Source organism: Vibrio sp. 10N.247.311.12, from assembly GCF_041467515.1.
In the GTDB taxonomy this organism is placed as follows: domain Bacteria; phylum Pseudomonadota; class Gammaproteobacteria; order Enterobacterales; family Vibrionaceae; genus Vibrio; species Vibrio crassostreae_C.
This window is the reverse complement of record NZ_JBFSUV010000054.1, coordinates 1-15,728: the sequence shown is the minus strand read 5'-3', so window position 1 is coordinate 15,728 and position 15,728 is coordinate 1. Positions and strand designations below refer to the sequence as shown.

Here is a 15,728-nt window from a genome sequence, read left to right as displayed (position 1 = left end):
TGATAATTTTTATAATACCGTGAAATTATTTCCCGGTTGTTCCAATCCTTTTTAGTAAGCAAGTTAACAATCCATTAACCTGCGATATGAAAATACTATTAAGTCCTAGAGGGAATGACTATGAAAAATTCTAATCTTGCTGTTACAGCTGCAATCACAAGTGTACTAGCGTTCGGCGGTGCAGTTCTTACATCAGCACCTGCGGAAGCAGCAGCAAAAGAAAAATGCTACGGCGTGGCAAAAGCTGGCCAAAATGATTGTGCAACCAAAACAAGCTCATGTGCGGGTACAGCAAAAGAAGACAACCAATCCGATGCATTCGTAGTCGTACCTAAAGGGCTATGTGGCAAATTATCAGGTGGTAACACTCAATCATCATAATTGAGCTGCTTAGTATGGTGAGCTGACATTCAGCTCACCTCCACTTCTTGTTAGGAGAATCGTTGTGACTCAAACTCTTCACCCCTACGCAGGGGTTGGCCTTAGAACACCGCACTTGGACTTCTTTAGCCAAAATCCAGCCTTAGTAAGTTGGTTAGAAGTTCACAGCGAGAACTACTTCTTAGCTCAATCACCGCAACGACAACAACTCAGAGAAATTCGTCACGCACACAACATCAGTTGTCACGGTGTTGGGTTGTCGCTAGGTTCTGTTGAGCGCATCAATCAACATCATCTTGTGCAATTAAAAGAGCTCATTGATGATATCGAACCCTTCTTGGTTTCTGATCATCTCAGTTGGAGTCAGACAGGTGGTCATTACTTCAATGACTTGCTACCGCTGCCTTACACAGAAGAAGCATTGGAAGTCTTCTGTCGTAATGTCATCGAGGTTCAAGACAGCTTGCAACGCCCGATGTTGATTGAGAACCCATCGAGCTACCTATCCTTCAAGCATTCTACTATTCCTGAGTGGGAGTTTTTGGCTGAGGTACAAAAGCGTACTGAGTGTCGCCTACTGCTCGATTTCAATAATATTTTCGTCTCATCTTTTAATCATGGCTTTAGTTGTGAAGAGTACTTAAACGGAATACCAGCAGACAAAGTTGAAGAGATTCACTTGGCAGGTTTTACCAAAAAGAAGCTTGAACAAGGTGAGATCTGGATAGACACACACAGCAAACCTGTCTGTGATGAAGTGTGGCAGTTGTACACCCAATGGATACAGCAACACGGTTCGCGCCATACCTTGATAGAGTGGGATTTAGATATCCCACAGCCACAAGTTTTATTGTCTGAAGCAACCAAAGCCAGTGACATCTTGTATCAACACGACAAGTTCAACCAAAGGAGTCGCGCCTCATGAGCCACTCCCTAGCAGAGGTTCAATTGGAGTTTGCTAACGCCCTACGCTATCAAAACAATGGTGAGTACTGCGACATAGTGAGCGACCATTTTACCGATGAACAACGCATCCAGATTTACCGTAATAACTTTGTGATCAGCTTGAGCGAAGTTCTGGCAGCAACCTACCCACTCACTGAAATGTTGGTTGGTGAAGAGTGCTTCCAACAGATGGCTCATCAACATGTCTTACATTATCCATCGACCTCTGGTGATGTCAGTGGTTACGGTGAACACTTTGAACAGACTATCCAAGCCTTTCCTGCCGTTATTGAGGCTGTACCTTATCTCGGTGAAGTGGCTTTGTATGAATGGCAGAAAGATAGCTTGGTAAGGTTTTCGTCACAAGCACATGTCGACCAGAGACCTCTTTCTTGCCTTGCAGATGTACCACAAGAGCAACAAGGCGCTTTAGTCTTTCATCTCAAAGATTCAATAACACTGATTCATTCTAGTTACACGATTATCGCGCTTGAACACGCCATCTATCAGCAGCAACTTGATGGGCTAGACATCAACCAAGCTGAATTTGGGGTGTTAATCCGAGCTGAGAATTCACAGGTTGAGAGCCATAGTTTGAGTGAAGAGAGCCACCAACTCCTCACTGAATTGCAATCAGGTCGAACACTCTCAGCAATCGATCCTTTATTGCTACAACATCTGAATACTGTTATGGCGCTAAACGTCATCTCAGGTTTTTCAATCAATGCCGAATTGGAGGCATAACATGGATAACAACACAGTCACGAACATGATGGCTCAATACGACAGTTTGATTGAGAAATCACAGGCACTTTTTGTTCCAGTGCTTCTACTATTTTGTCGCCTTTGGGTGGCGTGGGTATTCTTTAATTCTGGACTCACCAAGATAGCTACTTGGGATAGCACGCTTTACTTGTTTGAATTGGAATACCAAGTGCCACTGCTACCTTGGGAATTGGCTGCTTACATGGGCACTGCCGCTGAGTTAATTCTACCGATGTTTTTAGCGCTCGGTTTATTAACACGACCTATGGCTGCGGTGTTGTTCGTTTTCAATATCATTGCTGTCGTGTCTTACCCTGTATTGTGGGATCAAGGCTTCTACGATCATCAGCTTTGGGGGTTAATGATTCTTATCGTTGTCGTGTGGGGCGCAGGACCATTCTCACTTGATAGAGTTTTGAAAGCGCAGTTCAGGAATTAAAATAAGTTTTCACCTCTTTTGAACTGCTAAAGCTAAATGCTACAGCCCAACCGCAAGAAACCACTCAATTGAGTGGTTTCTTTTTTAACTGGGATAAGCTTACTTATTTAGAAAAGCTTGTAGCTCTTCAGCAGAGATGCCTTGCTCTGCAAGTTCTTTTGCCAATAGCTGAACCTGCTCACCCTTACGAGACTCTACCACACGCTGAAATTGGTAAATGATATCTCGCAAAGTATCGATTGGAACTTGTTTTGCCGCACTGCGAATACGCTCTTCACTTTGGTTGCCTAGCTCTTTAAGCAGTTTACCAAACATGACCTTTTCAGGTGCATCTTCCATTTGTTCTAAGACGCGCGCCATTTCGTAGGTTGTTAATGACATTACAGTATTTTCCGTTGGGGACTAACGTTTCAATGAGTGACAAATATACCATGTTTTAACGTTTCGAAAACCGCCATTTGTATATTTTGTCACCCTTGTAACTTATGCCTTAGCAAACGTCGTGTGCCAAGACTTACCCGCTTTGCTCGCAAGCACTAATAACGCAGGAACAATCAGGAACATTTGCAGAGCAATCATCACTTGCGACGTTAAATCAAGACGTTGCATGGTACCCACAAGAAGCCCTGAACCGCTCATTTGGAACAAGCCAAGCAGCGCAGCAGCTGTACCCGCACGGTCACCGAAAGGTTCTAGAGCTTTACCTGCCGCAGCACCAAGAATCCAAGCAAAGCCAACTGACGATAAGAAGATCGGTAGCATGAACGCGATTGGAGTAGCGTGCTCAGCAAGCACCAACATAATCACACCCGCTAAGCCCAGCGTCGAGATACCAACCACCAGTGCTTTATAGGTACCAAAACGGTCCATAAATTTAGGTGCAGTAAACGCAGCTGCAATGTTGATGGCCGCATTAACACCAAACCAGAAAGTAAACTCTTTCATGGTCAGGCCTAGGTTTTCCATCAACACAACTGGTGCAGAGGTTACATAAGCGAGGATAACCGCCATCGCCATCAGACACAAGGTTGCGTGGAAAAGGAATGATGGTGTTTTCAATACTGACCAGTATCGCTCAAGCTTGAATACCGCAACCTTTTCTGTCGCAGGGTTAGACTCTTTCATTTGGAAGAATAAGATAGTGCCAACAACGACAGCAAAGCCTGCCATAAAGCTAAAGTTCGAGCGCCAACCAAATTGATGTGTTAACCAAGCGCCAAGAATGGGTGCCAAAGCAGGAATAAAACAGATTGCACCATTAAGGTAGCTGATCATACGGCCACTCTTCTCTGGGCCAAATAGATCGCGAACCGTTGCAAAGGCTGCTACAGAAGTCGCACAAGCTCCTAAGCCTTGTAGCAGCCGAGCCATTAGCATCATATCAATCGATTGAGCTGCCCACGCCAAGCAAGCACTCAATGCATAGATACTAACACCTCCCAATGCAACGGTTCGACGTCCTAGCTTATCAGCCAAAGGGCCAGCAAATAATTGCCCGACACCCATGGCGAATAAAAACCAGGTAATCGTATCTTGTGCTAGTGCATGTTCCACGTGAAACGCTGTCGAAATTTGTGGCAGAGCTGGTAGGTAGATATCAATAGCCAGAGGGCTAAATAAAACCAACATTGCCAATAAAGCAACCTGCAGTTTACTAGGGGTTGGAAGCGCGTTAGAAGGCACAAGATTCTCCGAATGAGTTAATTTAGGTGCATAATAACCAACTAAAGATATGAACAAAAATGGCATATACTCATTAGCATTATTCCAAATAGGAAACTCATATGAATATTGAGAAACTATCGCGCCTCGACCTCAATCTATTAGTTTGCTTGCAGGTGCTGATGGAAGAGCTAAGTGTGACTCGCACCGCCCACCGATTGTGCCTAAGCCAGTCAGCGGTTAGTAAGTCATTGGCCAAACTTCGTGAGCAATTTAATGATCCCCTTTTCACGCGAAGTGCTCATGGTCTGCGACCAACACCAAAGGCGGTCTTTCTCAAACCTCGATTAGAAACGCTGATCAACCAACTTGATGTGCTCACCCAACCAGAGACCTTCATTCCCAACAACAGTGACCACAGTTTTCACATTGCGGCTGTTGAGAGCGTTTACCCACTTATTCTTCCCCACTTTTTACCAGCGATATTTCGACAAGCCCCTAAGGTGAATATCAACACCCACGCTTGGACGGAGCAAACCTTTAAGAAGCTGCAGCTCGGTGAGCTCGATATCGGACTCACAGGTAAAGACATCGACATCAACGACGCACGTTTAACTATGCTGCCGCCAGATGATATTTGCGAGCAAGAGATCTACCGTGACGCGCAGATGTGTGTGCTAAGACGCAACCACCCCGCTCTGAATGGCAAATGGGATCTGGAAACCTACCTTGCACAGCGTCATGTACAAGTAAGATGTGATGGTAACGATCGTTGGCTGCTCGACTATAAGCTTGCCGACCTTGGTCACCAACGTGATATCGCTATTTCTGTTCCAGACTTCAATAGCGCCGCAAGCCTATGTACCTACACCGACTTTGTGTTTACTGCACCAAGCCACTTTACTTACCTCGTCGCCAAGCAACTCGACTTAGTGGTTGTCCCTTTACCGATGGAATTCCCACCGATGGCATACACTCTGTTTTGGCACCGTGACAGAGAAAATGACCCAGCGTTAACTTGGCTACGAGATATCATCAAAGAAAAAACTCTGCACCTTAGATAAAAATGGCGTACAGCGTTTGCAGCAAACGAACAAAAGCGCTAGCTTATTGACCTAATAAGTCCCCTCGCATGTATATCGACTGTGAGTGTTAACAAGGACCCTAACAATAAGGATAAACACAGATGCACAATATCACTGCTGAACGCGTTGCTGCGGTTCGAGCTTGGCTTGAAACAAACAACCTAGATGCCGTTATCATTCCACATGAAGACGAATATCTAGGTGAATACGTTCCTGCTCATAACGAGCGACTTCACTGGTTAACAGGTTTCACTGGCTCTGCTGGTGCGGCAGTTATCACTCGTGAGAACGCTGCTATTTTTGTTGATGGTCGCTACACGGTTCAGGTTCGTAAGCAGGTACCAGCAGAGTTATTTGAGTATCGCCACCTTATTGAAGAGCCGGCTTTAGATTGGATCACCAGTTCTCTAGCACAAGGCGGCAAGGTTGCATTCGACCCACGCATGCACACTGCTGCTTGGTTGAAAGGCGCTCAAGCTAAACTGGCAGAGAAAGTTGAACTAACAACACTATCTTCGAATCCAATTGATGAGCTTTGGTCTGATCGTCCTGAGCCGGTGGTATCTGATGTTCGCTTAATGGCAACAGACGCAGTAGGCCAATCAAGTGAAAGCAAACGTGCGGAGATTGCTGGCTTACTAAAAGCCAAAGGTGCTGATGCCGCTATCCTTACGGAACTCGATTCGATCTGTTGGTTGCTTAACATTCGCGGCTTGGACGTATCTCGCCTACCTGTTGTGTTATCCAATGCGATCATCCACGCCGATGAAAGCGTCGACTTCTTCCTAGACCCAGCTCGTATTCCTACGGGCTTTGAAGCACACGTTGGCAATGGTATTCGCGTATCTCACCCATCAGAGCTTGAAGCACGCCTTCAATCTTTGGAAGGCAAAAATGTATCTGTCGATTCAGGTACCAGTAACGCTTGGTACACGCTGGTTCTACAAAACTCTGGTGCTCATATCATTGAAGCAGCAGACCCATGCCTAATGCCAAAAGCAGCAAAGAATGAAACTGAAATTGCCGGCATGAAAGCGTGTCACATTCGTGATGGTGTTGCGATGGCGAAGTTCCTATCTTGGATTGATGCAGAAGTCACGCAAGGTAATCTGCACAATGAAGCTGTGCTAGCAGACAAAGTTCAATCATTCCGCGAACAAGACCCAACGCTGATGGACTTAAGTTTTGACACGATTTCAGCAGCAGGCGGCAACGCAGCAATGTGTCACTACAACCACGAGAACCAACCTGAACCAGGTCAGTTAGAGATGAATACTCTTTACCTAGTCGATTCAGGCGGTCAGTACCTAGATGGTACAACCGACATCACTCGAACTATCGCGATTGGCCAGCCAAGCGACGAAATGATCCAGCAGTTCACGTTAGCGCTTAAAGGTCACATCGGTATCGCGCGTGCACGTTTCCCACAGGGTACTCGTGGTTTCCAACTTGATATTCTAGCTCGCCAACACTTATGGGCAGAAGGCTTCGACTACGACCACGGTACTGGTCACGGAGTTGGTCATTTCCTAAGTGTTCATGAAGGTCCGCAAAGCATCTCTAAGAAGCTAATCGATGTACCTCTTGTTGAAGGCATGGTGTTATCAAACGAGCCGGGTTACTACCGTGCAGATGAATTTGGTATCCGTATCGAAAACCTAGAACTGGTGGTTGAGCTGCCAACTCAAGGTGACTTCTCAGTACTAACGTTTGAGTCGCTAACACGTTGCCCTATCGATAAGCGCAACATCAACGTCGATTTACTGACACGACCTGAACTTGCATGGCTTAATGATTACCACCAGAAAGTATGGAACGATGTTAGCCCATTAGTTGAAGGTGATACATTGGAATGGTTACGCCAATCAACCACTCCACTTGCTCATGCTTAATGCTTAATGCTTAGCTAATTCAAACTTAATGAAATGAAAAACGGCCACCTTAGGGTAGCCGTTTTTATTTGTCGATTTAACTTCGTCGATGTTTCACGTGGAACATAAATCTGCGTGTTCGCTAACCAGAGTAAGCACTGTGCCAGTCTCGCCACACAGGATCAAAACCACGTTGACGAATCATTGACTCAACATCGGCAGCACTTCGCTCATCACTTATTTCAAATTGCTCGAGTTCTTCTTCATCAGAAGCATAACCACCAGGCTGGGTTTTAGACGCAGCCGACATACTGGTGATTCCCAATGGCAACACATTGTCGCGGAAAGCTGCAGACTCACGAGTCGAGAGAGACAATTCAACCTCAGGGTTTAATAAGCGATACGCACAGATAAGTTGAACCAACTGTTTATCACTCATAATCGATTTAGGCTGCAAACCACCCTCACACGGACGAAGACGTGGGAATGAAATCGAGTAACGTGTTTGCCAATAAGTACGCTCAAGATAGTCTAAGTGAGCGGCCACGAAGAAACAGTCGGTACGCCAATCTTCCAAGCCAATCAAAGCGCCAATACCTATCTTATCAATACCCGCTTTTGCCAAACGATCGGGCGTTTCGAGCCGGTATTCAAAATCCATTTTATTGCCACGCAAGTGGTGTTCCGCGTAGGTACTTGGGCTATACGTTTCTTGGTAAACCATCACCGCATCTAAGCCGAGAGTTTTAAGCTCTGCGTAGTCATCTTGATCAAGCGGCTGCACTTCCATCGCAAGATAGTTAAATTGTGCCTTAATATTCGGTAGCACTTCACGGAAGTACTTCATCCCGACCTTGGTTTCATGTTCACCAGTCACCAACAATACACTATCAAACTTCATCTTTTTGATAGCGGCACTTTCAGCATCGATTTCATCTAAAGTAAGTGTGCGACGCTTAATGCGGTTCTCCATTGAGAAACCACAATACGTGCACGCATTCGCACATAAGTTTGAGAGGTACAATGGAATATACAACGACATTGTATTGCCGAATCGCTTGCGTGTGAGTGCCAACGATTGTTGCGCCATCTGCTCTAAGTAAGGTTCTGCTGCCGGAGAGATAAGAGCCTTAAAGTCTTCCAAGTCGCGTTTAGGTTTACTCAGAGCGCGCTCAACATCCGCTGCCGTTTTACTGAAGATGGACATACCAATGTCATCCCAGTTGAGCTGTTTAAATCGATCAACAAACGTCATAAGGACACTACTCGTCTAGGAATGAAGTTAGCGGACTAGAAGCAACCGCATGAGACACCTGTCCAGCAAGACCAGAAAGGTAAGCCATACGGCCAGCTTCAACTGCCAGTTTAAAAGCAATCGCCATATCAACGGGTTGTTGAGAAGCCGCAATTGCAGTATTAACTAACACGGCATCCGCGCCCATTTCCATTGCACGAGTAGCATGAGATGGCGCACCAATACCAGCGTCAACAATCACAGGGACGTTCGCTTGGTCGATAATGATCTCTAAGAAGTCTGCCGAAGCGATACCTTTGTTCGACCCAATCGGCGCACCTAGCGGCATAACCGCAGCACAACCCACCTCTTCCAATCGTTTACACAACACTGGGTCAGCATGACAGTAAGGCAACACAACAAAGCCATCTTTAACCATTTGCTCAGCCGCTTTTAATGTCTCAATTGGGTCTGGCATCAAGTACTTTGGATCAGGGTGAATTTCCAGTTTGAGCCAGTTTGTGCCTAGCGCTTCGCGAGCCAAATGCGCAGCAAAGATGGCATCCTTCGCGTTCTTCGCCCCGGAGGTATTTGGTAACAAGTTCACGCCAGCATCAATGATGGGCTGTAAAATATCATCTTGCTCAGAGCGAATATCAACTCTCTTCAACGCCATGGTTGCCAGTTGAGAACCGGAAGCTTCGATAGCACTCGCCATTAAATGTTTATTCGCGAACTTGCCGGTTCCAGTGAACAGACGTGATTGAAACGTTTTATCTGCGATGGTTAACATGGTTAGCCCCCTGCAATAGCTTGGAAAAGAGAGATAGCGTCGCCTTCATTAACGACCGTTTGTTGCCACTGGCTACGCGGGACAACCGCATTATTGATAGCAAATACACAACCTAGATCAGGTAATGCTAGAACTTGGATAATGTCCGCTAGAGACGACGAGTGTGCTACTTGTTCTGATTGTTCGTTTATCGAGATCGTTATATGGCTCATTGGATTTCTTATTCTAAATAGTTAACTGTAGATGTGCAGCAAACGGGGCATTCACTATCTTGAGTGACACTTAAGTTTTGCCAGTTCATCGTCTGACCATCAAACAGTTTGAGCTGATGTGTTGCAACCTGGAACTCGCCAGTGCTAATACGTTGAATCGCTGCCAGTGCTTGGAGGTTGCCTATGGTGCCAACAACTGGGCCGATGATGCCGCTATCGCTACAACGTGTCGTTTGTGGATGATGACTGAACGGGAACAAACAGTGATAGCACCCTTTCTGCATCTGATAATCAAAGACAATAAACTGACCTTTCCATCCGATCGCAGAACCAGAAACCAAAGGTGTCTTGCTACCAAAACATGCTTGGTTAACCTGCTGACGTGACTCAAAGTTGTCAGTACAATCCAACACCAAATCAGCGAGCATCACCTCAAGCTCAAGCTGGCTCTGAGTCATTCGCCTATTGATGGTTCTCACTTGGTTTCGACCATTAAGCTCAGTCAGTTTTTGCTTCAGAGCTTCGACCTTAGGCGAACCTAACTGGCTTTCCTTGAACGCAACTTGTCGTTGAAGGTTAGACGAATCCACACAATCATCATCAACTAATACGATTTTCCCGATACCGGAAGCCGCAAGATAGAGAGCCGCAGCATTGCCTAAGCCACCACAACCGATGACCAATACATGGCTATCTAATAGATTGCGTTGCCCTTGCTCACCCACTTCAGGAAGTGCGAGTTGTCGTTGATAACGAATGAATTCGAAATCATTCAGCATGACTTAGCTCCTGAGTTACCTCTTTAGCAGCACCTGAAGAACGGTCAGCCATTAATGCTTCGAAGAACTCAATCACTTGTTTTGGGTCTTCGGCTAACGTAATCGCACGTACAACAGCAAGGCTCGATACCCCACAACTCCACACCTGTGCGGCCGTCGACTGGTCAATTCCACCAATCGCAACTGTCGGATAACCGGTGAGTTCTTCTGTGTATGGGATAGTATCAATCAGCTGCTGATAGAGAGATAAACGCACAAGTCCTTGAGGCTTCGATGGCATCTGCTTAGTGGTGGTTGGGAATATATGCCCCAGCGCAATATAGCTTGGGTTGATTTGCACAATGCGTAGCAACTCGTAATAACCATGAGTCGATAGACCGATCTTAATACCAGCTTGGCTCAGTTGAGATAGGTTGGATTCTTCGATGTCCTCTTGCCCCAAATGAACACCAAAAGCATCATGCTTAAGTGCCAATTGCCAATAGTCATTGATAAAAACCTGAGCGTTGTGCTCTCTACCGAGTTCGATAGATCGCGCGATTTGTTGTTCTAAATCTGCTTGCTGTGGGTTCTTAATACGCAGTTGAACTGTGTTAATTCCAAGCTTGAGCAGCCTTTCGATCCACTCAACATCATCAACCACTGGGTATAGTCCTAGGCTACTCTTACTCAATTCCGGGAACGACAGTGATGTTCCTTGGTGCGCCCAACCAACACTAATATCCAGTCGCTCATCTTCGAGAACGGGAATAGGAAAGTTTTGATAGTTTGCTGGCCATGTTCCACGTGAAACACTAGATGCTGCGCGAGCTAAAACCAGTGCATCTTCTAATGGGAATTCCAACGCCAACAAAGTAAGTAACCAAGCAAAGTGGCCACGACTATCTAACTCCTGATGAGCTGGAGTTTCACTCTTGATAGCACGATTAGAATCTAGCTGTGACCAGATATCCAATGCAGCTGAGTCATCTAAGACACCGATATAGATGGTATTCGGAGTTTGTGCCAAGGCATCGCGGACACCAGCTAGCGCCACTGAATGACTGTAATAAACGATATGATCAAGCTCACTTGAGCGACACTCCGCCAATGAATCAACATCATGAGCAAAACCAATAGATAACGCTTGCTGAGCATCAACGATAGAGAAGCATTGAGTTGGGCTTACACCCAACTCAACTGCATCGGTTGCCAAGCCTTGTCGCTTAGCAACCAATAGACAGCTTTGCACCTCTCCCGTTAGCTCAATATTTTGAGATGGGATAAGAATCTTCACTGTCATTATTCCTCTAATTGAGCTTCTTTTGCGCCTACTGCTGGGTGATAAAGTTCAGAGCCAGTATCACGGAACTCTTGTGATTTCTGACGCATCCCTTCCAACGGATTATCAAGCATCTTAATCTCGATAGCCTGATCAGCAGCCACTTGTTCAGTGTCTTTCGCGTACTCTCGAACTTCTTGAGAGATCTTCATTGAACAGAATTTAGGTCCACACATAGAGCAGAAGTGAGCAACCTTGCCCGATTCTTGTGGCAGGGTTTCATCGTGGAAAGAACGGGCTGTTTCTGGATCTAAAGCTAGATTAAATTGGTCTTCCCAACGGAATTCAAAACGAGCTTTAGATAATGCATTATCTCGGATTTGTGCGCCCGGATGCCCTTTTGCCAAGTCTGCTGCATGTGCTGCCAGCTTGTAAGTAATCAAGCCAGTCTTCACATCTTCTTTATTTGGTAAGCCCAAATGCTCTTTAGGTGTTACATAACAAAGCATCGCACAGCCGTACCAACCAATCATCGCCGCGCCAATACCAGAGGTAATGTGGTCATAACCCGGTGCAATATCAGTGGTCAGCGGGCCTAACGTATAGAAAGGCGCTTCATGGCAGTGCTCTAACTGCTCATCCATGTTCTCTTTAATAAGATGCATAGGTACATGTCCAGGACCTTCAATGATCACCTGAACATCGTATTCCCAAGCCACTTTAGTTAACTCACCTAGAGTACGTAACTCCGAGAACTGAGCCTCATCATTGGCATCTGCAATAGAGCCAGGACGTAGGCCGTCACCTAGTGACAAAGCCACATCGTACTTCGCACAGATCTCACAGATCTCGCGGAAGTGTGTGTATAGGAAGCTTTCTTGGTGATGTGCAAGACACCATTTCGCGATAATAGAGCCACCACGAGAAACAATACCTGTCACACGCTTAGCCGTCATAGGAACATAACGAAGAAGCAAACCAGCATGGATAGTGAAGTAATCAACGCCCTGCTCCGCTTGTTCAATCAAAGTATCGCGCATCACTTCCCAGTTAAGGTCTTCGGCTACGCCATTCACTTTCTCAAGCGCCTGATACATAGGAACCGTACCAATCGGCACTGGGCTATTACGTAGGATCCATTCACGAGTCTCGTGGATATTACGGCCAGTAGAAAGATCCATTACGGTATCGCCGCCCCAGCGAGTCGACCATACTAGCTTCTCAACTTCTTCTTCAATCGAAGAGCTTACTGAAGAGTTACCGATATTAGCGTTCACTTTCACTAAGAAGTTTCGGCCAATAATCATCGGCTCGGATTCAGGGTGATTAATGTTCGACGGAATTATAGCTCGGCCTTCAGCGACTTCTTTACGCACGAACTCAGGGGTAATTTCTTTTGGCAGGTTTGCGCCAAAGTTATGGCCTGGGTGTTGGTGATTAAGCTGTTCATCAGCGAACTTCTGACGCCCCATGTTCTCACGTATCGCAATGTACTCCATCTCAGGAGTGATAATTCCCTGACGAGCATAATGCAGTTGAGTTACACATTGGTCGCCAGTAGCGCGACGAATTCGAGGCAGGTTTCCGTAACGAAGGTCGTCTAGGGTTTCATCTTCTAAACGTTCTTTGGTGTAAACAGAGCTTACATCATCGAGCAATTCCGTATCACCACGCTCTTCAATCCATTGCTCTCGCAACTTAGGAAGGCCACTATAAAGGTCTATTTCATGCGTAGGATCGGTATAAACACCTGAGGTGTCGTAGACATGAATTGGCTCATTAGGTTCGAATACAGGCTCTTTTTTGGTGCCACCAACAAGGCTATCTGCGAGGGATATTTCTCGTACAGGGACTTGAATGTCCTCTCGAGACCCTTGGATGTAAGCTTTTTTTGAGTTTGGATAAGGTTGTACAGATAAAGAATCAATGAAATTCTTCGCTTCCAGTCTTGCTTGTTTACGACTCGACATAGCATTTTTCCTTGGCTTTTAGCCATTATTTATAGGGATAAAAATGCTTGACGGATTAGATGCTACAAGAGGGATCACGGTAAGAAATACAGTTGTGATCTGGAGATAGATCTCTAGAAGGATTCTAGTTAGATATCTACTCTTGTTCCCTTCGCAGGTATTAGCCTGATCAGGTTCAACGGATCCCGAGTTAACGGTCTCAGCCATATGGCACTCCGACAAGTTCGATCGAGTATATAAAAACGGCTTGGATAAACCAAGCCGAGTTGTTAACAAATCGTAAGAAAGTTTTAAGACTTTATCAAAAGTTGGAAGCCGATCCATGCGGCTGAAATACTGAGTACCACGTTGAGTAGCACATTGAGTCCCATCTTAAAGAAAGCGCCCTGCTGCATAAGAAGTACGTTATCCATAGAAAACGTAGAAAATGTAGTCAGTGCTCCTAGGAAACCAAGACCGATGATTTGTCTCCACGGTTCCGTCGCGACCATCTCGTTTTCAAACGCGGCGATGAGCAATCCCATAATCAAAGAGCCAATCACGTTAACGGTCAACGTACCGTAAGGAAAACCACGTCCTAACATCACAACGCATAACTCTGAAATCAAGTAACGTGAACAAGCACCAAACGCGCTACCGATGGCGATAAAACCTAGAATAGATAACTGACCCATTGAATCCTCCCAAACAATAATCCCTATATTCTAGCTTTAACGCCGATAAAAGCGAGGGTAGAAACTAAGAATGCATGCGCAAATATTAAACGTTACAGGTGTCACTTAACTTCAATGTATCCCATTAAACCCGTTTTCATGTGTTCTATAACATGACAGTGGTACATCCAGCGGCCAGGGTTATCTGCAACAAATGCAGCTTTAGCTCGGCCGTTTTTTCCAAGTAACACTGTATCGGTATGGAAAGGCTCTTCAACTTTCTTCCCATCAAGTTCCAATACAGTGAATGTATGACCGTGAATATGGATCGGGTGATGGTATTGGATGACGTTCTTTAGATCGAATATGTAAGTCTTACCTAACTCTAAAGTCGTCAACGGCTCAGGAATATTGTCTTTGCTCATCCCTTCCCATGCTCTTTTATTAGTAAGCCAAAACTTAGGCATCGATTTCCCATCTTTAGAAACTGGTGATACCGCACCTTCCCACTCGAACACAAAATCGATCTCTTCTGCATTAGCAAGATCTAGATTAGGTACAGGGTTAAGAGGCAATAATGGCAATAAACGTCCTTCAGTCAGGGGGGAATCTACTACCTCGAACTCGCATAAAGAGAAAGGAAAGCGGCCCTTCATTTGAAGAACATTAACTCGCTCGCCTACTTTGGGCGCTATCAGTCCAATATCCACGCGCATCCCTGGGCCGATTTTATGTTGAGTCAGCTTATAAGGTGTTTTTACAGGGTTACCATCAATGGCAATCACCCATGCCTCAGCCCCTTCGACAGCTATAGGGTAAGTGATCGTATTGTCGACATTAGCGATACGTAGCCTGGTTGTTGCATGTTGTTTTAACTCATAGACAGGCTCATGTATTCCATTAACGCTACTCCACTCTCCTGGCGTACCCATACGAGCACTGAGTCGTGGGATCATTAGATCTTTCCATTGGCCTTTCTTATCTATATGCCAATGTTTAAGCATCAGTGCGTGCTCTTCATCAAACGGCACTGGAATGCTCTCCTCAACGATAATTAGACCAACCAAGCCCATACCAAGCTGCTTAACGCTGTTCATATGTGGGTGATACCAAAATGTGCCAGCATCTGGCGGCGTAAACTCATAAATGAATGTTTCACCTGGCATGATCGGTGGCTGACTTAAGAAGGGGACCCCATCCATTTCGATAGGAATTCTTAAACCATGCCAATGAATAGTCGTCGGCTCTGATAGCTTATTCGTAAAGCGGATCGTGACCTTTTCACCCTGTCGACATCGAATTGTCGGTGCAGGGATCTGCCCATTAAAGGCTAAAACATTGGTATTAAATCCCGTCACCAACTCAGCTGTTGAAGGTTCTGTAGTTAAGTCATAAACATACTTTTCTTGCTCATCAACTGACCGGTTAATTGAGCAAGCGGGTAGAACAGTGAGTGCTGATATAGCGAGAGATGATTGAATAAACTTACGACGGGAGATATCCATATTTGTTGCCTTTTAGTAATAACGACCAAAATGTAACAAAATATTGAGAATAATTCTCATAAAGAAGTGTGGATTGTGTTGTTAATTGCTTATAAAAGAGACTGAGATAAGTAAGCACTTATACCAATTAAAGTAAAAATGTGATCTAATTAAGATTGATGAATTATTGTGAA

At 45.3% G+C, this 15,728-nt stretch carries 16 protein-coding genes and 1 riboswitch; of the genes, 6 read left to right on the top strand and 10 right to left on the bottom strand.

Annotation, left to right across the window (positions count from 1 at the left end; genetic code table 11):
• Positions 1 to 120: 120 nt before the first annotated feature.
• The 4 genes from AB6E30_RS19665 to AB6E30_RS19650 all read left to right on the top strand — a co-directional run bounded on the left by AB6E30_RS19665 (position 121) and on the right by AB6E30_RS19650 (position 2,530).
• A complete protein-coding gene (locus AB6E30_RS19665; RefSeq protein WP_004736650.1) occupies positions 121 to 381 on the top strand; it encodes a DUF2282 domain-containing protein in 261 nt (86 codons plus the stop codon).
• Between the two features lie 64 nt (positions 382 to 445).
• Positions 446 to 1,306: a DUF692 domain-containing protein gene (locus AB6E30_RS19660; protein ID WP_136977126.1), complete on the top strand. Its 861-nt coding sequence runs from the start codon at positions 446 to 448 to the stop codon at positions 1,304 to 1,306.
• On the top strand, positions 1,303 to 2,070 hold the full coding sequence (locus AB6E30_RS19655) for a DNA-binding domain-containing protein (RefSeq protein ID WP_372104961.1): 768 nt from the start codon (positions 1,303 to 1,305) through the stop codon (positions 2,068 to 2,070). The genes AB6E30_RS19660 and AB6E30_RS19655 overlap by 4 nt, the downstream gene beginning before the upstream one ends.
• 1 nt (position 2,071) lies before the next feature.
• The gene (locus AB6E30_RS19650) at positions 2,072 to 2,530 is read left to right on the top strand and encodes a DoxX family protein (RefSeq protein ID WP_017061322.1); all 459 of its coding nucleotides are present in this window, start codon (positions 2,072 to 2,074) and stop codon (positions 2,528 to 2,530) included.
• Positions 2,531 to 2,629: 99 nt separating this feature from the next.
• Here the strand turns inward: AB6E30_RS19650 and AB6E30_RS19645 are convergent, their stop codons facing one another.
• Together AB6E30_RS19645 and AB6E30_RS19640 are read right to left on the bottom strand one after the other, a co-directional pair.
• Positions 2,630 to 2,911 carry a hypothetical protein gene (locus AB6E30_RS19645; protein ID WP_009848181.1) on the bottom strand — a complete coding sequence of 94 codons (282 nt, stop codon included), beginning with the start codon at positions 2,909 to 2,911 and terminating at the stop codon, positions 2,630 to 2,632.
• 102 nt (positions 2,912 to 3,013) lie between these two features.
• Positions 3,014 to 4,213, bottom strand: coding sequence for a multidrug effflux MFS transporter (locus tag AB6E30_RS19640; protein ID WP_029235524.1), 1,200 nt, complete (start codon positions 4,211 to 4,213; stop codon positions 3,014 to 3,016).
• 101 nt (positions 4,214 to 4,314) lie between these two features.
• Here AB6E30_RS19640 and AB6E30_RS19635 point away from each other — a divergent pair, with 101 nt between their 5' ends.
• Together AB6E30_RS19635 and AB6E30_RS19630 are read left to right on the top strand one after the other, a co-directional pair.
• A complete protein-coding gene (locus tag AB6E30_RS19635; RefSeq protein WP_017061320.1) occupies positions 4,315 to 5,256 on the top strand; it encodes a LysR substrate-binding domain-containing protein in 942 nt (313 codons plus the stop codon).
• Positions 5,257 to 5,378: 122 nt separating this feature from the next.
• Entirely contained in the window at positions 5,379 to 7,169 is a 1,791-nt protein-coding gene (locus AB6E30_RS19630) for an aminopeptidase P family protein (protein ID WP_372104959.1), read from the top strand.
• Positions 7,170 to 7,290: 121 nt separating this feature from the next.
• Here the strand turns inward: AB6E30_RS19630 and thiH are convergent, their stop codons facing one another.
• From thiH to AB6E30_RS19590, 8 genes are all read right to left on the bottom strand, one after another.
• Positions 7,291 to 8,403, bottom strand: a complete 1,113-nt coding sequence (gene thiH, locus AB6E30_RS19625; protein WP_017061318.1) for a 2-iminoacetate synthase ThiH — start codon at positions 8,401 to 8,403, stop codon at positions 7,291 to 7,293.
• 7 nt (positions 8,404 to 8,410) lie between these two features.
• A complete protein-coding gene (locus tag AB6E30_RS19620) occupies positions 8,411 to 9,175 on the bottom strand; it encodes a thiazole synthase (protein WP_065584384.1) in 765 nt (254 codons plus the stop codon).
• Positions 9,176 to 9,177: 2 nt separating this feature from the next.
• Positions 9,178 to 9,387, bottom strand: coding sequence for a sulfur carrier protein ThiS (thiS, locus tag AB6E30_RS19615; RefSeq protein WP_010440653.1), 210 nt, complete (start codon positions 9,385 to 9,387; stop codon positions 9,178 to 9,180).
• A gap of 8 nt (positions 9,388 to 9,395) precedes the next feature.
• Positions 9,396 to 10,166, bottom strand: coding sequence for a ThiF family adenylyltransferase (locus AB6E30_RS19610; protein ID WP_372104958.1), 771 nt, complete (start codon positions 10,164 to 10,166; stop codon positions 9,396 to 9,398).
• The gene (locus AB6E30_RS19605) at positions 10,156 to 11,448 is read right to left on the bottom strand and encodes a thiamine phosphate synthase (protein WP_017061314.1); all 1,293 of its coding nucleotides are present in this window, start codon (positions 11,446 to 11,448) and stop codon (positions 10,156 to 10,158) included. Before AB6E30_RS19605 ends, AB6E30_RS19610 begins: the two co-directional genes overlap by 11 nt.
• On the bottom strand, positions 11,448 to 13,397 hold the full coding sequence (gene thiC / locus AB6E30_RS19600) for a phosphomethylpyrimidine synthase ThiC (RefSeq protein WP_017062996.1): 1,950 nt from the start codon (positions 13,395 to 13,397) through the stop codon (positions 11,448 to 11,450). The genes AB6E30_RS19605 and thiC overlap by 1 nt, the downstream gene beginning before the upstream one ends.
• A 129-nt stretch (positions 13,398 to 13,526) precedes the next feature.
• Positions 13,527 to 13,625: riboswitch (TPP riboswitch) on the bottom strand.
• Between the two features lie 62 nt (positions 13,626 to 13,687).
• Positions 13,688 to 14,071, bottom strand: coding sequence for a fluoride efflux transporter CrcB (gene crcB / locus AB6E30_RS19595; protein ID WP_372104956.1), 384 nt, complete (start codon positions 14,069 to 14,071; stop codon positions 13,688 to 13,690).
• Between the two features lie 101 nt (positions 14,072 to 14,172).
• Positions 14,173 to 15,555 (bottom strand): multicopper oxidase family protein, encoded by a 1,383-nt coding sequence (locus AB6E30_RS19590; RefSeq protein WP_136977109.1) that lies wholly within the window; start codon positions 15,553 to 15,555, stop codon positions 14,173 to 14,175.
• Between the last annotated feature and the right edge of the window lie 173 nt (positions 15,556 to 15,728).